This window comes from Marinomonas sp. GJ51-14 (genome assembly GCF_055808695.1).
The window spans coordinates 3197026-3216707 of record NZ_CM147879.1 but is presented as its reverse complement, the minus strand read 5'-3'; the positions used below and the strand labels follow the sequence as shown (position 1 = coordinate 3216707).

Below are 19682 nucleotides of genomic sequence, written 5' to 3'. Positions count from 1 at the left end.
ACTGGATGTAAGAAATTTTTAGGTATAGGTATTTTATTGAGTTTTAATTATTTTTATCTAAGGAGTAATCATGCGTTAGATGATGTCGCTCGGTGGCTTTGTGTTCTCGATGAGCGAAGGCAACGCCATAGGATGTTTTGCAGTACACTAGCGACGGCGGTTGGGTTGCGGTGGCGTGATATGGTCACAGGGACGTGGTTTCAAGGCGATGGCATGGCGAATCTCAACGCTTCCTTACAAAGCCAGCCAGCGCCTTTGGTGCTGGCCGATGGTTACGGTGATCGATAAAGGTCTTTTTTAAATGACTCGTGTCTATACAGAAATGCTAATAATTAACTAAAGAACCGCTTCCAGTCCTTTTTTATCAATGATGTTGAGTAGGCGAACAGCGGCGCCTCTTGGTTGTGTTTTTCCTTGCTCCCATTTTTGTATGCTTTCAGTGCTCATCGCCAACACACTTGCAAGTACGCCTTGGCTAATGTGTTCTCTAGATCGAATGGCTTTTATTCGATCTGCTGTCATACTTTCTTGCTTATCGCTTAAAGCGAGAGCATCAATCTTTCGCATCGTAATTTGACTTACTACGCCGTTTTCATGAAAACGTTTCGCCATACTTTGCATGCGTTCAATACGTTTATCTTTCATATTTCACCTCTTTTAGTAAGCTGTTCTTAACACTTTTGGCTATGTCATGTTCGGACATGCTTCTTAATTCACCTGCTAATAGTTTATAAACTTCCAGCAGTTTATCTGGTATCTCTTTACTTTTTTTGGTATATAGCTTTTACGCCAGCCATCCATAAAGAACATCTTTTCACCTGTCTTAACTGCAATGATTCCTCGATTGGAGTCACGTTTGCTTTGTTTAGGTGAAGCAATTCGCTTTTTGTATAGCTCGTAACGAACAAGCTCTCCATCATGAAGTCCATTTAGCAGCTCTTTCGCTACTTCAGCTAACTTCTCTTCACTTACTCGGGCTTCTCTCATGAAGGCCAAAAAATCATCGGTAATATATAGTTTCATAACCGCATTCATGTTTAAACTATGGTAGTTATTACCATAGAAAATATTTATGTCAATGTTGTTCGATTTAGATATAAGTTTGTATGATTAGGTATCTTTTCATGATTTAAATGAAGAGAAAGTTGTGACTACACCTCATGTATAAAAAACGTGTGGCTTGTTGCTAGAGCGCCAAAAGAGATTCAAGAGATCATTGAATTTGGCGCTAGATATTACGGGCAGTCATTCGCCCATATCGCATCCACAAACTCAGGATGATCAATAAACGGATTGCGGTTTCCTTGTAGCTCTTCCACGCGGTCATTACGACGTTTTTCAAAATCGCTAACAGGGAAGCGTTTGTTCCAATCCACCAGAGTGCATAGATCACCTATGGAAGGTTGACCGCTTTGTTTCTTGTTCCCTTTAGTGATGATAAGGTCTGGCATGTTTTCTGGTGAAGTATCGTCGCCAGCTTCGTAGCGTGTCGCCATGTAGAAGACCATGCGGGCGATTTGTCCTTTGGCGCGGTCGGTTGGTTCAAAGGATTGTTTTCTTTTGTCTAAGAAGGCGCCTGATTCTACTTGGGAACCATCTAGTAACTTGTCATAAACTGGTCTACCACCCATTCCAAAGCCATAGTTACTGTGGGCACCGTTTATATTGCGGTCAGCAGGGCGAAGGTGATGTAAGTCTGTGTAGCCGTCTTGGCTTTGTTTTTTAAATCCTCGGGATTTTGGCCAAACGTGTTCTCTGTCCCAGGCATCGTTTTTGCTCTTGCCTCTGTTTGCTTGGTCAATGCGTCTTGTATCATCAAGATAGAGCAGGGTAACGAGACCACACTTTGGTTCAGTATCTGGACAAGCCGAATCGGTATAGACCAAGGCTTCCCACACATCTATTTTTACACCATCGTACCAATCTGTATTGCCACTCTGAGTGTATTTCAGTGGTTTTTGGCCATCTATGATGCTGTGCAGTTTTGATTTCAATGCATCACCTGTTAACCCTTGTGTACCATCGTAGTATTCCGCCGAAGCACACATTGAAAAGAGCATAAAAAATACAAAAGCACTGCGCCACATAATGATTACCTAATTTTATAGTTGGGCGGATTGTAGGGCAGTGCTCATTCTTTATGGGGTGGAGATTTGCAAAGAATTGTCACCAGAAAAGGAATTTTTAACATTCTCTATTTATGAATCGATGGATTTAGGGGGAATGGTAGAAGGTGAATTTCTATGTTTTTGAATTGATGTTATTAGCTTATATCTATCTGTTATGAGTCTCTGCTTGCAGTCCTATTCTGCTGTTTTACAATCACCACCCTTTTATACGCTTTGTATAAAATCATCATTTATTAAAATCGGACTAATTTATGAAGGTTAAAGAATACCTAAGCGGGTTTGCTCTGCTTGTTGTGGTTATTGTGTTGGGTGCTATTGCGTTGGATTCCGCGATTTTCTTTCGTTTGGTCATTGGCCTTGGTTTGGGCTATGCCTTAACACGTTCTGCACTTGGTTTCGCTGGTAGTGTTAACCGTGCTTTTCGTGGTGGTTCTACTCGATTAATGCGTGCATTGATGCTGATGTTTACCGCTACTGCGATTACTTCTACTGCATTTTTGTATAACCAAAACCCACTTGATATGAATTTGTGGATTAACCCAATTAATATGGGACTTATTCTTGGTGGTTTGATGTTCGGTTTTGGTATGTCGTTTGCGAGCTGTTGCGCATCTGGTGTATTGACGTATTTTTCAAGTAGTTTAACGCGTCCAGCCTTGGTTTTATTTAGTTTTGGAATGGGTGTGTTTCTTGGTTTCCCTATGCAAGCGCAGGAAAGCTGGATTCGTGAAACTGTCATTTCCACTTCAACCTATGAAGGAAAGGGGTTTATCTTCCCGATCTTTTTGCAGGCACGCCGCTGGATGGTTATTTAGGCGCTATTTTGTTGACTGTGTTATTCGCTGGCATTGTTAGTTGGTTAGCTCACAGATATGAACGTAACCGCCGTTTAAATGATACTTACGTTGGTACAGCATCAGAAAAAGAGCAGCAAGAAAGTATACCCCATGATTTTGCCGCCCATAACTTTTTTAGTTTTCAAACCTATGAAGCCTTATTTGTAAAACGTTGGTCAATGGGAATGGGTGTGGCGGTAATAGTTGTGCTGTTTACTATATTGATGGGCGTTACTGGATCAGGTTGGGGAGCTTCTACACCATTTGGTGTTTGGGTTGGTCGTATTTTTATTGCTTTTGGTGCTGATCCTATGGCAATTGCTGAATTTACCCATCGACCTGTTGGTTTGTTTACTATGCCATTTTTTGATCATCCAGTGAGTGTTCAAAATGTTGGCATTATTTTAGGTTCTTTTATTTCCTTGTTGCTTGGTGGGCGATTCTCTAATGGGATTTCTCGTCTTCGTTTGAGTGGTCGTGAAGCTGGTATGCTAGTTGTTGCTGGTTTGGCAATGGGCTTAGGTACAAGACTTGCCAATGGTTGTAACGTTGGTGCTTTGTTTACACCAATCGCGAACTTCTCATTGTCTGGCTGGGTATTCTTGGTCGTGATGGTTGCTGGTGGTATTGCTGGGAATTGGTTAGGAAAACGTTTTAAACTTGCCTGATACAGAATTGGGCTAGCCCTTCATTTTTAAAAAGCCGTTACATGCGATATGGTGTAACGGCTTTTTTGTGTGTATTTAAGCCATGTAGATTTCGTTAATTTTTCTCGTACTGGATTGAAGAATTTAACCTTTCTATCTCTATAAGTGTTTTTTCAATATAATGTGCGGCTAGACTTTCTTGAACCGTTTGAATTGAGTATGTAATGAGTACTGAGTTTTCTATTTTATCTGCCACACTATTATTTTTGTTCGTTATTGATCCGTTTGGAAATATTCCTATTTTGTTATCAGTAATGAAAGGCGTGCCGCAAAAGCGTCAATATCAAATTGTTATACGTGATGGTTTGATCGGCTTGCTAATTCTCGTGTGTTTTTTGTTTTTTGGTGTGGAGTTTTTGCAGTTATTGCATCTTGAAACGGAATCCATTTCCATCGCGGGTGGTGTCGTGCTATTTGTGATCGCCTTGAAGATGATTTTCCCTTCACCTTTCACGAAAGATGCTCCTCCAGTTATGGAACCTTTCATCGTACCTATCTCCATTCCTATGCTTGCTGGACCGTCTACCTTGGCGACCTTGTTGGTTATGGTGAAGAGCTTTCCTGAACGCCAAGAAAGCTTGTTGGTTGCTGTTGTAGCAGCGTGGGGGATTTCAGTTGTGATTTTAGCTATGTCTCCTTTATTGAACCGCCTTTTGAAAGAAAAAGGTTTGGCGGCAATGGAAAGATTAATGGGGATGTTGCTGTTGATGATGGCTGTGCAAATGTTGGTAAATGGTGTGCGAGGCTTATTTACTCATACGTTAGCAATGCTTTAGGGTTTGTTTTTAAAGGTTAATTTTTTAAATACGTCTGATTATTAGAAACCAAAAAAGACTCCATCTTAATTCATAAAGATGGAGTCTTTTTATTGGGATTGCTTAGGGATATGGTTACGGTAGTTTATTGTTCTATGGCTGGAATGTCGTTTTGATCAATTAACCCATATTCCACGGCGATTTGTAATAGTTGAATGACCAATTCATCTGGCGGTAACAAATGCAAAGGTGTTGTTTGGCCTTGCTCAGAAAACGCGTCGTCTAGGTTCACATCGCGTTCTTCAAACCAAGAGTGAATGCTTTGTACTTCAAAGCTTGGCTCCAGTCCTTTTATGTCGTAAGTGGCTTCAACAAGTTGATTAAGCAATTCTGGCTCTAGGCCGTAAATCACATCGGTATCAAATTCGTTAATCCACTCTGCCAAAATATCACTGGCTTCAAAACCGAATTCGTGGAGTTGTTGCTCATCTAGATCGTGCGCGTTAGGCTCGATATTGTGATTTTCTAGCCATTCATCGTCTGGAATAACTAGTACTTCTTTGACCTGAGCTTCATGAGTAGACCAGGTAAAAAGTAATGGAAAAATAGGCTCGTCGGAAGAATTGGCGACAGCCGTCATGAATATAGGTAAACTTGCCATAATTTAGAACCAATGTTTGATTGTTAAGGAAGAATAAATGACCAGCCGAATCAAGATCAGTAGTGCGTTTGATGGCGGTAACATCTCCGTTATTAATGCCACGGAGCCGGACAATATTAGAGTAAAGATCCCTAATGATACAAACTCTAAATTTCTTCAGTGGTTTTATTTTCGTTTACAAGGCGGAATGGGTGAGCAATGTGTGATCCATTTCGAGAATGCCAGCGATGCGGCATACCCTGATGGCTGGGTTGATTATCAAGCGGTTGCTTCTTATGACCGAGAGTACTGGTTCCGTGTTCCCACCGAATATATAGATGGTAAATTGGTGATTTCTCATCAACCAGAGCAAGACAGTGTGTATTACGCTTACTTTGCACCCTATAGCTACGAACGTCATTTAGACATGATTTCTTGGGCAGCAAGTCATGATGATTGTATTACTGATCATTTGGGCGAAACGGCAGAAGGTCGTGATATTACCTTATTGGAAGTCAGCAAAACTCAGGGGCTTGCAAAAAACATCTGGATTATCGCCCGTCAGCATCCAGGTGAAACCATGGCAGAATGGTTTATCGAAGGTCTATTAGAGCGCTTGTTTGATGAATCTCATCCAATTGCTCGTTCACTTCTTAATCAGTGTCGTTTTTATGTGGTTCCAAATATGAACCCAGATGGCGCTGTGCTTGGCAATTTACGAGTCAATTCTAAAGGTGTGAACTTAAACCGTGAGTGGAAAAATCCAACACAAGAATTTAGCCCTGAAGTATTGGCGGTACAGAAGAAAATGGCGGAAACCGGAGTCGATATGTTTTTAGATATCCACGGTGATGAAGCTTTGCCTGTGAACTTTGTAGATGGTTGCCAAGGCGTGCCATCGTTCGATGCTCGCATGGAAGCAATGGAAACCTTGTTTAAGAATATTTTCTGTTCCGTTAGCCCTGATTTTCAAACTGAGCTTGGCTACACGCCAGATCAATTTGGTGAAGCGAATTTAACAGTGGCAACCAAATGGGTTGGCGAAACCTATAACTGTCTTTCTTTCACTTTGGAAATGCCGTTTAAAGATAATCAAAACCTACCTGATGATGTGGTTGGTTGGTCTCCTGAGCGTGCAAAAATTCTTGGTGCTGATGTGTTGTATCCGATCCATCAAGTGATCAACAGTGTCCATATGAAAGGGGATGATTAAGGCTCGTGTCTGACTATAAAAAGCCTGATGTTAAAAACGTTGAAAGTAAACAGGATTCATTGCTTGAGTTAAAGCTCGCTATGGGGAAGTTTGCACAAGAAAGAGATTGGGATCAGTTTCATTCCCCTAAAAATTTATCCATGGCACTGGCCAGCGAGACGGGGGAGTTATTAGATTGCTTTCGTTGGCTCACAGAAGAGGCATCTTATCAGTTAGACGATAGGCAAGCTCAAGCAGTAAAAGAAGAGTTAGCTGATGTTTTGTTATTTACTGTGCGTTTAGCAGATAAATTGAATATTAATCTATTATCAGCAGCGAGAGATAAAATTGCTAAAAATGAGCGAAATTATCCTGTAGATAAAGTGAAAGGTAGTGCTAAAAAGTACAATCAGTATTAAAGTCCCTAGGGAAGTTAATTTATGAGTGAAGACTCATATTATATTTTATAAAACGTTATTTTTAGGATGAGAAAAAATGCCTAAGGCGAGTGAAATTAAAAGAAATATGGCTGTTGAATACGATGGTAAAACTTACATTGTAAGAGGCATTGAGCGCTCAGTTCCACAAGGTCGCGCGGGCGGAAGTCTTTACCGTATGCGTATGTACGATGTGGTATCAGGCCGTAAATTGGATGAGACATTTAAAGATTCGGACATGATCAACCTTGCCGATCTTATTCGTCGTCCTGTTATGTACTCTTATTCTGATGGTGATGAGTATGTTTTCATGGATAACGAAGACTATACGCCTTTTACTTTGAATAAATCAGCCATTGAAGATGAAATTTTATTCATTAATGAAAGCACTAGTGGTATTCAAGTGGTTCTAGTTGATGACAGCCCAGTAGCGATTGAATTACCGACTAACGTTGAGCTAGAGGTGATTGAAACAGATCCATCTATTAAAGGCGCTTCAGCGACGTCTCGTAACAAACCAGCAAAATTGTCAACGGGTGCCGTTGTTCAAGTGCCTGAGCATATTTCTACTGGAGACCGAATTAAGGTTAATGTAGAAGAGCGTAAATTTGCAGGTCGCGCTTAAAAATCAATCCTTTTTAAGTTTGCATAAAAAAACGCAGCTATAGGCTGCGTTTTTTATTCGTTATAATTAAATAACTTAAAAATTACTTTTGATCGTCTTTTAATCTTTTCTCGGGATGGTTATTCGCTTCTTTTAGTCCTGCTTCACGCTGAACGGCAGCTAATACACCTCGTAAAATACCCAACTCTTGTTTCTCTGGTCGTGAACGGTTGAAAAATCTGTGTAGTTTATCTAAGACTTTCCCAGGATGATTACGAACGACAAAGTTGATGCCGTATAAGGTTTCTTCTAAATGCTCGTAAAAAAGGTCCATGTCTTTCTTACGAGGGTATTCTGGTGTTTCTGTATTTTTGAAGTTCTTGTTTTGGTTTGCCATCCAAATTTCATAAGCGATGATTTGTACTGCTTGTGAAATGTTCAAAACAGGGTATGCGTCGTTAGCATCGATATAGACTTGTCGATGGCATTGGGCTATTTCTTCGTTTAATAATCCTGTGGTTTCCCGTCCAAATACAATGGCAACGTTATGATCTACCGCTTCTGGAATAACACTTTCAGCACATTCTCTGGCGTTCATAATTGGCAGTTGAAAAGTGCGATGGCGAGCGCTCGTTCCAATAACAAGGCTGCAGTCAGCAATGGCTTCTTGGAGTGATGGAACTATTGTGGCATTTTCAAGTAGATCAACTGCACCTGCTGCTCGGCTGGTGGCTTCTTCCGATGGATAATCATTTGGATCCACCAAATAGAGGTTAGTTAATCCCATGTTTTTCATGGCGCGTGCAATGGCACCGACATTCCCAGGGTGAAAGGTGTTGATTAGTACGATTCGGATGTTACTTAGCATGGGTTGTGAAGCACTCAGGGTTGATTGTCTCTTAGTACGATTATGGCGTTAGCGTGAGGGATTGCTCTGTGCTGGCGAAATCGACATTTTCTAAGATGACTTTGGTTGTGTCGTTAAAGAGGAATTGATTACAGGCGTGATGATACAGTGATCCTGTCTCTAACACCAATCGGTAATTGCCTCTCGGAATATAGTTGGCGGCATAGGACTGTTTTCCATAAAGGTAAATGGAAAATGGTTTTTGACCATCGTAAGACTCAAATGTCAGTACACTGTGTTCCGGTAGTTGGTTGAGGATTCTTAATCGACTTGTGCCTTCTGCTTTTCCTATTAATTCACCATGAGAGGGAGATGCTCCCGGTTGACCAATACATTTTGTTTGCGCTGCATGTTCCGCACTACCATAACCTATGTTTTCAGCTTGAACCCAACCACTGACACCTTGAAAACGAATGGTTAACCAGTCACCTTGCATTTTTATGCTTTGTAAATTGGACTGCGCAGGTACACGTAACAGAATTTTACTGGATGAATCCGGCTCAGAGTATAAATTTGTATCAACTAGCGTGTAGTTGGTTCCCACCCGGAATTGGGGATATAAACCGCTAATGTAGGTGGTGTTTTTGGCGTCGGCTTTAGATGTTTCTTGGGATGACGACTGCCAATATAAGGTGCTGTAAATACCGGCAGCGAAACAAGCAATATAAGTGACTGCTCGGAATGCAGATTTTGCAGCGTCTAAGCGAATAGGCTGACTGATTGGATCTTGTTTTTTATATGATGTGTTTTGGGAGGACGAGTAAGACAGCTCCTCTTCGTCATCAACAAAAGACTGATAAGGTGGAATGTCAGGTTGTGCTTGGGAGTCTGTAAAATGATAACCCTGAGAATTAAAGTTTTTTGAGGCTTTGAAGGCTTCTTCGTAAAGTGCTTTTAAACGTTTTTCATTAAGAGTATTACGTGCCGTTTTAATGGCCTCGTTACGAGCTTTTTCTTGATAAGCATTGTTACGCTTCATTTCTTCGTAAGCGCGTTGGCCTTCTTTAATGAAAGCTTCTTGTTCTTTATCTGTACTGGTTGAGTAATTGTTATAACGATTTTTCGCCGCAGAGCTTTGAGTATTTTCTTTAGTAAAGCTAAAAGGTTTCCAGTCGTTGACCTTTTTACCTTGGCGAATGGCCTTATTGACGTTTTCATAGGCGGCTTGAAGTCGCTGAAAGTGTTCAGTGGTATCTGTATCTGGGTTTTTGTCTGGATGATACAACCTAGCTAAACGTCTAAAAGCCGCTTTAGCTTCCTTTTCGCTGGCGGTTGTTGGTATTTCCAGCAAATGATAGTCATCAATTAGGCTCATGTGTTTTAGATACTAACCATGTTTATGAGAAAGTGGGTGAACAGACTCATTATGCACAATTTGTGGTCTCTGACAAAGGCGCATCTAGTTCTTATTGATGACTTGACTCTGATAGGCAAGGGTCTAAAAGGCTAAGGTAGCTAGCTGGAGTCATTGGCCTATGAAGGTGATAGCCCTGACCAAGCTGACAGTTCCACATTTGTAGTAAGTTTAGTATCTCTTCTGATTCAATACCTTCTGCCACACTGGTGATATTTAATTCTTCACTGAGGTTAATCATATTGCGGCATAAGGTTTGGCTTTGCTTATTATTTAGTAAATTCATGACAAAAAACTGATCAATTTTGAGTTCATCAGTTTGAAGAGAAACTAGGTTTTGCATTGAGCTATAACCCACACCAAAATCATCAATTGCGAGTTTAAAACCCGCTTGATGAAGTTGCGCCACGTTGCTGATGACTATGTCATTATTTTGAAAAACGCTGGTTTCTGTCACTTCTATTGTGAATTGCTCAGCTTTTAAATTGTATTTTTGAATCAATTGACTTGTGCGTTTAGCAAAGTCTTCTTGCCAAAGATCCAGAGCTGATATGTTGATAGATAAGGTTTGTGTTGTGAGTTCCTTAGAGTGAGCAGCTGCCCATTGAAAGGCTTTTTCAATTACCATGTAAGTTAGTTTATAAATAAGTCCGGTTTGTTCTGCCAGAGGAATAAATTCAGCAGGAGAAATTTGACCTAGATATTCGTTATGCCAGCGAAGAAGGACTTCACCTCCAACGATTTTGTTTTTAGATAGATCAACTTGCGGTTGGATATCAAAATAGAGTTTTTCATTTTTAATATCGTCAGTTAATAGCGTTATTAACCTTAGTTGGTGGGCATGGTTGCTTTGTAATTTGTTCGTGAAGGGCGCCCAACTTCCGGAAGAATAAGTCACTGTGTTACTGGCAATTATGGCATTCTGATAAAGTTTATCTAGGTTGGAACCCTGTGAGGGATAAAGTGCACTACCAATTTTATATTGATGGCGGAAGTGTACCTTGTTTACCAGTATAGAATGGTCGAGCACTTGTTGAATTTGTTCTATTTGACTCTTTAATTCGTTAGGTGTTGTGCTCACGATGACGATGTTTCTAATTGTTAGGCGCATCAAGTGTTTAGTGTGTTTGCCTGTCAATGGTAAAGGTAATATTCCATCCATTGTCATGGTTTTTTTATGGATTCGCATAATAATGTCATTAAGTGCAATATCAGCTTGTGCTGGACCAAATGCTTGGCTCAGTTTTAGATGGCTAGTAATCTCAACCATGATTAATGCAAGGTTTGGTTGATCATGAGCTCCTTTTGAAATCAGTAATGGGAGTTTTTCAAAGTAATAGGTGCGATTTGGTAGACCTGTTGATGAGTCCGTAATGGCTTGGAGTTGACGCTTACGTTCTATGTAATTGGATTTGTCCGCGAAAGCAAAAGCAAACCCTAATAATTGTAAAAGACTACAAATAGGAAGTATGGATTCGGTCATTATATTAATGGGTAAAACTTTCCAAAATATTAACGTATTAAGAATGCTGCCTAACATCAAAGTAAGCCAAGAGAATAGGTAAAACCGAACGGCAAGGAAGCCCTTAGAATAGGCTTTTATCCCCCAGTAGGTACAAGCGACAAACATAAATACTTCGATTAAAGCGAATAGTGAAGCGGATACTTGTTCAGAAAATAATTGAGTCGCTATGAGGAAGGCAATAAAGCCTAAATCACCATATCTGCGTATAAAAGATTCTGCTGTTGGGATTTGGACTTCTTTTAAGAAAGTCAAACTGAATTTATAAAGTATCCAGGTGGCAATACCAAAAACTAAGAATAAATTTTTTGTTGTCCATTGACTGAATTCTTCAGGAAAAATCCAACGGTTAAACCCTGTGATAATTGATAGAGAAACCAAAATTGTGATGTTAATCCCAAGATAGTAAATATAGCCAGGTTGTCTAAGTAGTATAAAAACAAAAATATTGTGAGCGAGAAGTACTAAGAGACTGCAAAGGATGACAGTCCAAAAAAGCAATTTTTGCTCTTTTTCGTCAATCACTTCTTGATCATTGAATAGCATAATAGGTGTTAAAAGAGGGGAGTGTCCTTGTTTTCGAATGAGAAGCGTTGTTTCTTTTTGCTCTGATAAGGCGATGGGAATCCAAATGCCTTTATATTTTTCGTTATCAGTGTTCCAAGTCTGCAGAGCTCCCCTGACCCAGTGTTGCTGCAACTCATCCCCGTGAAACAAATAAAAGTCTAGATTATTGATGATGTAATAGCTGATACCCAGATGTAGTCTTTTATTTGCCGATTCTGTTGTGATTTTCGGAAATGTTAGTTTGTGCCAATAAGCAGAATTAGAGAAGCCTTGAGACTCTTCATAGAGACTTTCCTGAAATGTATCCAGTGATAAAAGGCTCTGTGCAGTGATGGGAGTAGTTTCCTTGAAGGTAGGAAATGTATCACTGCTTTTTTGAGTGTATTCCTGAGCGAATGCGCTTTGCGTACTAAAGTATGATGCTAATAAAAAGAAAAAAACAACGTTTCTAAATATCATCCTTGTTTACCCTAATCGAAGATGTCTGTATGAAAATACAAAGCTATAAATTAACACTATATAGGAAAAGAAAAGTATTAGAGTCTGTTGAAACAGTAATACTTTGCTTGCAATCGAGTGCGCTTTCTTAAAATATAGGCCATATTTTCAATTTATGTATTATGTTTAGGAATTTTATGAGCGAAACACTGACCCATTTAGACCATAAAGGCCACGCTCACATGGTGGATGTCTCTGATAAAGAGATCACTAAGCGAACGGCGACAGCACAAGCCATTCTGAAAATGAAGGCATCAACTTTGGTAAAAGTAATGGAAGGGGGGCTGCCTAAAGGCGATGTTCTTGCCACAGCCCGTATTGCCGGTATTCAGGCGACGAAAAAAACTTCTGATTTGATCCCCTTGTGTCACCCATTAATGTTGACCAAAGTAAGTGTAGAAATTAATGCCATCAGTGATTGCGAATTAGAAGTGTTGTGTACCTGTTCTTTGTCTGGAAAAACAGGTGTAGAAATGGAGGCGTTAACTGGAGTCAGTGTGGCAGCACTAACCCTTTACGATATGTGTAAGGCCGTTGATAAAGGGATTGTTATTAATAATGTCTCTTTACTTGAAAAAAAAGGCGGTAAAAGTGGTGATTGGAGTAAAGACAATGTCTAACTCAGATAATCAAATAAAACGAAAAGTTAATATTGTATTTTTTGCATCGCTTAAAGAAACAATTGGGCAAGGGAACTATACCATAGCGTTGAATTTGCCATTGAGTATTGCCCAATTAAAACAACAGTTGGCAAGTGAACTTGATAAGGGGAATGCCTTATTAGATCAAGGCATTCAATCTTCTGTCGATTTTGAATTCACGAGAGACGATGATTTAGTGCCTGAGAATGTTATCGAAGTGGCTTTTTTTCCACCCGTAACAGGAGGCTAAATGATACAAGTACAGGAAAACGACTTTGATGTTGATGCATTATATAAAGGCTTATTGAAAAAGAATAAAACAGGCGCTGTGGCCATGTTTGTTGGCTTGGTACGTCAGTTTTCAGATTTGTCTAAAGACGCTTGTTCTTTTGAGCTTGAGCATTACCCAGGAATGACAGAGCGTAATTTACAAAAAATTGTTGATGAAGCAAATGATCGTTGGCCATTATTAGATGTCTGTGTCGTTCATCGAGTAGGGCGTTTGACGATAGATGATCAAATTGTTTTCGTTGGTGTGAGCGCTTCTCATAGAGCGGAAGCATTTCAAGCTTGTGATTTTATTATGGACTACTTAAAAAGCCGCGCCGCTTTTTGGAAGAAAGAAACTCAAGGCTCAGAAAGTCAGTGGGTAGAAGCAAATACTAAAGATGAAGCAAGCTTAGAGCGTTGGTCTAAAGAGTCATAGCTCAAAGTCGAGCTATGACTCTTAGAGATCTTTGCACGACGACTGCGCTTGCTAATACTTTGTTAAAAACAGACCCGAAATACTCATTTATAACACATAAACTCCGTATCCTTGTCTATTTTGCCTTGTGTTAACTTCGCTCGTTGCTTAGTGCAAAGGCCTCTCTTATTTGAATAGTTAATTCGGGCGTAGAGTTTTCTTTCGCCCACTGGCATGGCGCTCTCGATACTCTGTATCTATATATTTATCGGTTGTTGCCATGCTTGCGTGCCCTGCGTCTTCTCTTACATGCTCCTTCGGACGTGTTTTTACATCTTCGGAGATTCCGGTATGACGTAACCAATGGACAGTGGCTACGCGTAAATCATCAGCGTCTTCTCTCATGCCATCTTCACACATGCGCTCATAGGCTCTATCAAAACAAAATTGCACTATATTGCGTACTTGTCTTGAGCTGGTCATCGCACCTTGCCCACGATTTTTAGGAATCAGAGGTGTGTTTTCAGCGATTGTTGGGAAGGTCGGTAAATCACGGAAACGACGGTATCTAATTAGGGCGTTAAGCATATCGTCAGATACAGCGACAAGTCGCTCCTTGTTTCCTTTCGAAAGAACTTTAAACCACCAATGTCCATCTGAGTCTTTTATGAAGTCTCCCATCACTGGTGCAGATCGTTCATCGGCGACTAGTTCAGAAATTCGTAAGTACATGCCTAGTAGGGCATTCATAATGAATAAGGTGCGTTCATGCATCGCTGGGTCTTCTTCGGCCAGCATTTCAGCGGTTTCAGTTACATAGTCCCATTGTAAGTTTGAAATTCGTCTTACTTGTTTTCGAGTCACTTCTTTTTTAACGAATTTGCTTTTCTGGCGAATCAAAGCAACAGGGTTTTGCTGTATTGCGTCTTCTTGCATTAAAAAGCCATAGTAAGACGATAATATTGAAAAGGTGGCACGAATAGCCGCTTGGGATAATGAGTGTTGTTTGGTTTGTGGTATGTCGCCGTTTTTAAATTCTAATTTGCTGACGTGAGCCACAAAAGGACGCCAATCTTTATTTGGGATTCTTTCTCCCATGTGTAATTTAAAACGAGCGACATTTTTTGTGCCAATCCAAGTTTCTGGAGGCGCAACGCAAAAATGAATAAACTCTTCTATTTGATCTCGTCTTAATTGTGATGTTGGGCAAGATGCTATATTCCAAGACCACAATAATAAGCGTTCTACTTCTCTCCGATATGAGTTAAAGGTTGCTTGAGAGCCGTTATAACTATAGATAAAACATAAGGCAAGCTGTAAGTCTCGACGGTATTCAGGATCGTTTAATTGAGGTGTGTTTCCCTTTAGGTGAGCAGCAATAGTCTCAAACTGAGTGAAGGGATTTGGTAGATGTTCTAAGTTATCGATTAAGGCAAGCGGTGTCATAGTGTTTAAAATCTAAATGGATAAGTTAGGTTAGCAAATTTTAGCCTATATCCCTATCCATTTATAAGTTCTGTCGTGTATTGCTGTGAATTTTTATGGGCTTTATTCTTTACCTAAATCTTCCTGTTTTTCTGCCTGTTCGATTATGTCGAATAAATTCATAATCGTTTTTATTTTTTCTTTGTCTTTCTCTTCAGCATCTTTGAATGCTCTTTTAATAAGGTATTGTGCTGTTTTCCCTTTTCCTTGGTTGAAGTCCAATAATGCTTTGTAACTTAACGCCATAGGTATGTTTTTTATCGATTGATAATATTGAATGTTAGCTCGCCATATTAATCGGTTTTCATAAAGGAAATTTGATTTTATGTCTATCGGTTTTGACAGAGAAAGTTGTGCATGCAGCATGGAAAATAGGATGTTCTTGGGGGCTAATTCTAGTTCCTTTTTAATGATATTTAAGCCTTCTTCAGTTTGTCCTGCGGCTTCATGACTTATTACCTTTAGGTAATCCGTAAATTGATTGTGCTTCTTTAACTTGTTTAAAAAATTAAGAGCACGCTCCGGTGATTGAACAAGGTAAGAGAAAAGGCCTTTTGCAAAGAGCTTGGCATCTTCATCTTGAATTTGTTGATCTAGGTACGAATAGGGTTGATCATCTAGCCCTGCTCGGTAGGCTAGTAATGAGGCTCTGAAAAACTCAAAGTCATTACTTTTTTTATAGCTCAATATGGTTTCTTTTTTGTCTGTACTGAATGAATCAGATAATCGAGTATCCGGTAAAGGATGACTTGATAGGAATTCTATTTTTGGTCTTCCTAACGCTTTTTTTAAAAAGGCTTGGAAGAGTTGATTCATACCATCTGGAGAAATACCGGCTTCGGTAAGATATTGTCTACCACGTCGATCGGCTTCCTGTTCTTGATTTCGGCTATAGGTTAGGTTGTTTTCTGCTTGATTGGCTATACCGCCTAACCAAAGGGCAGTGGTCGCATCAGCGTCTGCACCTGCGAGAGCTGCAGCAATCCCTGCACCGAGTAATAAAAGCGTTTTTTGCAGTTCTTCACCCGAATGCTGTGTTTGCCGTTCATAGTGCCTTAATTCTAAATGGGCAACTTCGTGGGAAAGTAATCCAAAGAGCATATCTTCATTTGTGATGACTTCCATGATATCCGAGTAGATAAACATGTGACTCCCAGGGATAACAAAAGCATTACTTTGGGTGCTGTTGAGAAAAGTCATTTCCACAGTTTTATTATAAAGACTTGTTTGTGGAAGAATTTGAGATAAAGTCTCTTTCAAATAATCGTATGCAGGTGGGTAGTCTATTAAAGCTCGACTGCCGTTTAGTTTTCTAAACCAATACTGTCCTAGTATATAAGACGGGTTGGACAAAGAGCGTTCATCTTTGTTTGCTTCTAAATCCGGAATGACAGCATTGACGGAAATAGAGAAAGAGCTTGTAAAAACAAAGGCTAAGATGGCTAAGCCTGTTGTAACGTTTGAAAATAGTCTCATAATACGGCTAATGCATTTGTTGGATAAATTTAAAAATGACGATTAATTATGGCAATCAGTATGACGTAATCTTGGATGCAAGAGAAGATCGTTGTCCAATGCCACTATTAAAGGCCAAAATGGCATTGAGTAAGATGAAGGTGGGTGAGTCCTTATGTGTGATGACTTGTGATTCAGGTTCACTAAAGGATATTCCTCAATACCTAGACTTGGTTGGATACTCGTTATTATCAACCGACGACAATAACAGCACATATACCTTTATTATTCAGAAAAATTAAAATGGAATCTGTATGTTTAAAATAGTTGATACACTGATTAAGCGGTATTTTTCAAATGAAGAAGTAGTGGTGTTTCTGCTGCTTTTGCTTGGAACTCTTGGTGTTTTGGCATTTTGGGGTGGTGTATTAGCGCCTGTTTTAGTCGCCATCGTATTGGCTTTTTTATTACAAGGTTTGGTAGATAGATTACAAAAATTGGGCTGTCGTCATCTTGTTGCTGTCTTACTTGTCTTTTTTACTTTTTTGACTGCGTGTGGTGTATTTATTGGTGTTATGGTGCCAATCATTTGGCGTCAAGCGGTACGTCTTGTTCAAGATGCGCCGCGTATGTTTACTGCTATACGTGACGAGTTTTTACAGTTTGCGGAAGGCCATAGTGACTTTTTGAGTAAAGGCGCTATTGAAGAGGCAATAAATTCATTAGCTAATGAGTCGACTAACCTTGGTCAATGGTTGGTGTCGTTTTCCTTGTCTAGTATACCTTCATTATTTTCTCTGGTTATTTATTTGGTTTTGGTTCCTTTGATAATGTTTTTCTTATTGAAAGACCAAAGTAAAATTCTGGCTTATTTGACATCGTGGTTACCTAAAGAAAGAAAAATGATGCGTAATATTGCTCATGAAATGAATGATCAAATCGCTAATTATATTCGTGGTAAGTTCATTGAAATGATCGTTGTTGGCGTCGTGACTTATATTGTATTTCTATTCTTTGGGCTAAAGTACGCTGAGCTTTTGGCTTTGCTTGTTGGGCTTTCTGTATTGATTCCTTATATCGGCGCCGCCGCAGTGACTATCCCAGTTGTATTGGTGGCTTTTTACCAATACGGAACAGACGGTGCTTTTGTTTACGTTGTGGTTGCTTATCTCATTGTTCAGGCTTTAGATGGGAATGTTTTGGTGCCTTTGTTGTTTTCTGAGGCGGTGAATTTACATCCCCTAGCGATTATCGTGGCCGTATTGTTCTTTGGTGGTTTGTGGGGATTCTGGGGGATATTTTTCGCGATACCTCTTGCCACTCTTGTTAAGGCGATTATTAACGCTTGGCCTGATCAAGAAGCGCTTTCCTCTTAATCTTTGAATTGAACAGAAAAAGCTCGCTCTTTCAGTGCTGAAAGAGCGAGCTTTTTTTATGGTATTTTTTGGAATTGAACTAGAAAACTTTAAATAGATTCTACACGAGCCAGTACGGCAGAAAATGGAGGAAGAATTACTCGTTGATTTTCTATGTAGCCTGTATGAAGTGCTTCAGGAAGTGTCAATAAAGTAAGAGATAACTCTGTTGGAAGAATTTTATCTTGTTCAGATGTATTTAGTGCCACATAGAGTTGCTTATCGTTATGACGACGAATATATACGAGAGTAGAGTCATCGTCATAAAGAAAATGAATACTGCCGTGTATGAGTTCAGGATGTGACCGTCTTACATGAAGAAAGTCTCTATACGCATGTAAAACAGAGTGTCTGTTTGATTCTTGTTCGGCAATCGCCAAAGGGAGTTGGGCGTCAGAAAGAGGAAGCCAAGGCGTATTAGATTCTGTGAAACCACCTAATATTTTATTCTCCCAAGGTATTGGTGTCCGACAGCCGTCCCTTCCTTTAAATTCAGGCCAAAAATTAATACCAAAAGGATCTACTAGCTGGTCGAATTCTAGTTCAGCTTCAGGCAAACCAAGCTCTTCTCCTTGATATAGACATACACTTCCTCGCAGAGATAAAAGCATCATCATATATATTTTACTTTTTGCTAGAGCGTGTTGATCTTTTCCCCATCTTGTTGCGACACGTTCCACATCATGATTTCCGATAGACCAACAAGGCCAGCCATCGCCTAAACCCGATTCAATGGTTTCCATTGTTTTACGTATATGGCTCATAGATGAGTCATGAGTCAGTAAATCAAAGGAATAACACATGTGTAACTTGTCTTTACCTTGGGTGTAAGCTGCCATAGTCTCAAGGGAAAAATCACAACCGACTTCACCAACGGTTGTTGTATTAGGATATTGATCGAGTAAATGCCGCAAACGTTGTAGAAAAATAATGTTTTCTGGGCGAGATTTATCGTAAATATGCAGTTGGTAAGCATAGGGGTTGTCTAGTCGTACGCCAATACTGCCTTCAACAATGTTTTCTTTGGGAGGATTATTCCTAAGTTCAGTATCATGGTAGTAATAGTTCGCTGTATCCAAGCGGAAGCCATCAACGCCTCGTTTTAACCAAAACTCAACCGTATCGAGAAGGGCGTTTACTACTTCTGGATTGTGAAAATTCAAATCTGGCTGGCTGTCTAAGAAATTATGCAGATAATATTGCTTTCTCCGGCTGTCCCAGTGCCATGCAGGTCCACCAAAAACAGATAACCAGTTATTAGGCACAGTGCCATCAGGCTTTGGGTCTGACCAAATATACCAATCAGCTTTGTCGTTATCATGGTTGCTTCTAGATTCAATAAACCAAGGGTGCTGATCTGAGCTATGGTTGAGTACTTGGTCAATCATGACTTTTAAACCATGGTGATGAGCGGTTTCAATAAGTTTGTCAAAGTCATCAAGATTGCCAAAAATAGGGTCTACATCGCAATAGTTAGCTACATCGTAGCCAAAGTCTTTCATTGGAGACGTAAAAAAAGGCGAAAGCCAGATAGCGTCAACACCAAGGGCGGCTATATAAGGCATTTTCTCTGTTATACCTGATAAGTCACCAATACCATCATTGTTAGAGTCAAAAAAGCTACGTGGATAAACTTGGTAAATGACTGCGCCACGCCACCATTCTTGTTGAGTAATCATTTAACCTTCCTCGTTCTTTATGTAAACTTTTTCAAGATGTTGAAATCAGAGACGTGTTTGTGTTTTCAAGCATTATCTATCGTGCTTTTTTTGCTTAATTCCAGCATACTCAAACATTCTAATTTATGCATGATCTTTGTTACTGATTTTGTGGCAAGTTATCTTGATTTACTA

The 19682-nt window shown here is 39.8% G+C and carries 22 protein-coding genes; 12 read left to right on the top strand and 10 right to left on the bottom strand.

Features of this window, described 5'->3' with window-relative positions; genetic code table 11:
* Nucleotides 1-132: 132 nt before the first annotated feature.
* Nucleotides 133-288, top strand: coding sequence for a hypothetical protein (locus AC0L3Y_RS15400; protein WP_473465837.1), 156 nt, complete (start codon nt 133-135; stop codon nt 286-288).
* A 48-nt stretch (nt 289-336) separates the two neighbouring features.
* Here AC0L3Y_RS15400 and AC0L3Y_RS15395 read toward each other — a convergent pair whose 3' ends face one another.
* The 3 genes from AC0L3Y_RS15395 to AC0L3Y_RS15385 form a co-directional block, all read right to left on the bottom strand.
* Nucleotides 337-645: a helix-turn-helix domain-containing protein gene (locus AC0L3Y_RS15395; RefSeq protein WP_473465834.1), complete on the bottom strand. Its 309-nt coding sequence runs from the start codon at nt 643-645 to the stop codon at nt 337-339.
* 75 nt (nt 646-720) lie between these two features.
* Nucleotides 721-1023, bottom strand: a complete 303-nt coding sequence (locus AC0L3Y_RS15390; RefSeq protein ID WP_473465830.1) for a type II toxin-antitoxin system RelE/ParE family toxin — start codon at nt 1021-1023, stop codon at nt 721-723.
* A gap of 212 nt (nt 1024-1235) precedes the next feature.
* Nucleotides 1236-2087 (bottom strand): endonuclease I family protein, encoded by an 852-nt coding sequence (locus AC0L3Y_RS15385; protein ID WP_473465826.1) that lies wholly within the window; start codon nt 2085-2087, stop codon nt 1236-1238.
* A gap of 293 nt (nt 2088-2380) precedes the next feature.
* Between AC0L3Y_RS15385 and AC0L3Y_RS15380 the strand changes: the two genes are divergently transcribed.
* The 3 genes from AC0L3Y_RS15380 to AC0L3Y_RS15370 all read left to right on the top strand — a co-directional run bounded on the left by AC0L3Y_RS15380 (nt 2381) and on the right by AC0L3Y_RS15370 (nt 4448).
* Nucleotides 2381-2944 carry a YeeE/YedE thiosulfate transporter family protein gene (locus AC0L3Y_RS15380; RefSeq protein ID WP_473465822.1) on the top strand — a complete coding sequence of 188 codons (564 nt, stop codon included), beginning with the start codon at nt 2381-2383 and terminating at the stop codon, nt 2942-2944.
* Between the two features lie 17 nt (nt 2945-2961).
* Entirely contained in the window at nt 2962-3633 is a 672-nt protein-coding gene (locus tag AC0L3Y_RS15375; RefSeq protein WP_473470640.1) for a YeeE/YedE thiosulfate transporter family protein, read from the top strand.
* 203 nt (nt 3634-3836) lie between these two features.
* Complete coding sequence (locus AC0L3Y_RS15370; protein ID WP_473465819.1) at nt 3837-4448, top strand: MarC family protein; 612 nt, start codon at nt 3837-3839, stop codon at nt 4446-4448.
* Nucleotides 4449-4572: 124 nt separating this feature from the next.
* Here the strand turns inward: AC0L3Y_RS15370 and AC0L3Y_RS15365 are convergent, their stop codons facing one another.
* The gene (locus AC0L3Y_RS15365; protein WP_473465816.1) at nt 4573-5088 is read right to left on the bottom strand and encodes a hypothetical protein; all 516 of its coding nucleotides are present in this window, start codon (nt 5086-5088) and stop codon (nt 4573-4575) included.
* A 37-nt stretch (nt 5089-5125) separates the two neighbouring features.
* On the opposite strand from AC0L3Y_RS15365, the gene AC0L3Y_RS15360 reads away from it, so the two are divergent.
* From AC0L3Y_RS15360 to efpL, 3 genes are all read left to right on the top strand, one after another.
* The gene (locus tag AC0L3Y_RS15360; protein ID WP_473465813.1) at nt 5126-6280 is read left to right on the top strand and encodes a M14 family metallopeptidase; all 1155 of its coding nucleotides are present in this window, start codon (nt 5126-5128) and stop codon (nt 6278-6280) included.
* Nucleotides 6281-6285: 5 nt separating this feature from the next.
* Nucleotides 6286-6678: a nucleotide pyrophosphohydrolase gene (locus tag AC0L3Y_RS15355; RefSeq protein ID WP_473465811.1), complete on the top strand. Its 393-nt coding sequence runs from the start codon at nt 6286-6288 to the stop codon at nt 6676-6678.
* Between the two features lie 76 nt (nt 6679-6754).
* Nucleotides 6755-7321 (top strand): elongation factor P-like protein EfpL, encoded by a 567-nt coding sequence (gene efpL, locus AC0L3Y_RS15350; protein ID WP_473465808.1) that lies wholly within the window; start codon nt 6755-6757, stop codon nt 7319-7321.
* 82 nt (nt 7322-7403) lie between these two features.
* Here efpL and trmJ read toward each other — a convergent pair whose 3' ends face one another.
* The 3 genes from trmJ to AC0L3Y_RS15335 all read right to left on the bottom strand — a co-directional run bounded on the left by trmJ (nt 7404) and on the right by AC0L3Y_RS15335 (nt 12109).
* Nucleotides 7404-8168: a tRNA (cytosine(32)/uridine(32)-2'-O)-methyltransferase TrmJ gene (gene trmJ / locus AC0L3Y_RS15345; RefSeq protein ID WP_473465805.1), complete on the bottom strand. Its 765-nt coding sequence runs from the start codon at nt 8166-8168 to the stop codon at nt 7404-7406.
* Between the two features lie 40 nt (nt 8169-8208).
* The gene (locus AC0L3Y_RS15340) at nt 8209-9522 is read right to left on the bottom strand and encodes a J domain-containing protein (RefSeq protein WP_473465802.1); all 1314 of its coding nucleotides are present in this window, start codon (nt 9520-9522) and stop codon (nt 8209-8211) included.
* A gap of 91 nt (nt 9523-9613) precedes the next feature.
* Nucleotides 9614-12109, bottom strand: coding sequence for an EAL domain-containing protein (locus AC0L3Y_RS15335; RefSeq protein ID WP_473465799.1), 2496 nt, complete (start codon nt 12107-12109; stop codon nt 9614-9616).
* Between the two features lie 176 nt (nt 12110-12285).
* Here AC0L3Y_RS15335 and moaC point away from each other — a divergent pair, with 176 nt between their 5' ends.
* Genes moaC through AC0L3Y_RS15320 form a run of 3 tightly spaced genes read left to right on the top strand, consistent with a single transcriptional unit; the run spans nt 12286 to nt 13495 of the window.
* Nucleotides 12286-12768, top strand: coding sequence for a cyclic pyranopterin monophosphate synthase MoaC (moaC, locus tag AC0L3Y_RS15330; RefSeq protein WP_473465797.1), 483 nt, complete (start codon nt 12286-12288; stop codon nt 12766-12768).
* Nucleotides 12761-13039 (top strand): MoaD/ThiS family protein, encoded by a 279-nt coding sequence (locus AC0L3Y_RS15325; RefSeq protein WP_473465794.1) that lies wholly within the window; start codon nt 12761-12763, stop codon nt 13037-13039. The genes moaC and AC0L3Y_RS15325 overlap by 8 nt, the downstream gene beginning before the upstream one ends.
* The gene (locus tag AC0L3Y_RS15320) at nt 13040-13495 is read left to right on the top strand and encodes a molybdenum cofactor biosynthesis protein MoaE (RefSeq protein ID WP_473465789.1); all 456 of its coding nucleotides are present in this window, start codon (nt 13040-13042) and stop codon (nt 13493-13495) included.
* A gap of 177 nt (nt 13496-13672) precedes the next feature.
* Here AC0L3Y_RS15320 and AC0L3Y_RS15315 read toward each other — a convergent pair whose 3' ends face one another.
* A complete protein-coding gene (locus tag AC0L3Y_RS15315) occupies nt 13673-14920 on the bottom strand; it encodes a tyrosine-type recombinase/integrase (protein ID WP_473465784.1) in 1248 nt (415 codons plus the stop codon).
* Between the two features lie 102 nt (nt 14921-15022).
* Complete coding sequence (locus AC0L3Y_RS15310) at nt 15023-16435, bottom strand: M48 family metallopeptidase (RefSeq protein WP_473465780.1); 1413 nt, start codon at nt 16433-16435, stop codon at nt 15023-15025.
* Between the two features lie 35 nt (nt 16436-16470).
* On the opposite strand from AC0L3Y_RS15310, the gene AC0L3Y_RS15305 reads away from it, so the two are divergent.
* Nucleotides 16471-16716: a sulfurtransferase TusA family protein gene (locus AC0L3Y_RS15305; RefSeq protein WP_473465777.1), complete on the top strand. Its 246-nt coding sequence runs from the start codon at nt 16471-16473 to the stop codon at nt 16714-16716.
* Nucleotides 16717-16728: 12 nt separating this feature from the next.
* Nucleotides 16729-17790, top strand: coding sequence for an AI-2E family transporter (locus AC0L3Y_RS15300; protein WP_473465774.1), 1062 nt, complete (start codon nt 16729-16731; stop codon nt 17788-17790).
* An 89-nt stretch (nt 17791-17879) separates the two neighbouring features.
* On the opposite strand, the gene AC0L3Y_RS15295 is transcribed toward AC0L3Y_RS15300, so the two are convergent.
* Nucleotides 17880-19508 (bottom strand): alpha-glucosidase, encoded by a 1629-nt coding sequence (locus AC0L3Y_RS15295; RefSeq protein WP_473465771.1) that lies wholly within the window; start codon nt 19506-19508, stop codon nt 17880-17882.
* Nucleotides 19509-19682: the final 174 nt, after the last annotated feature.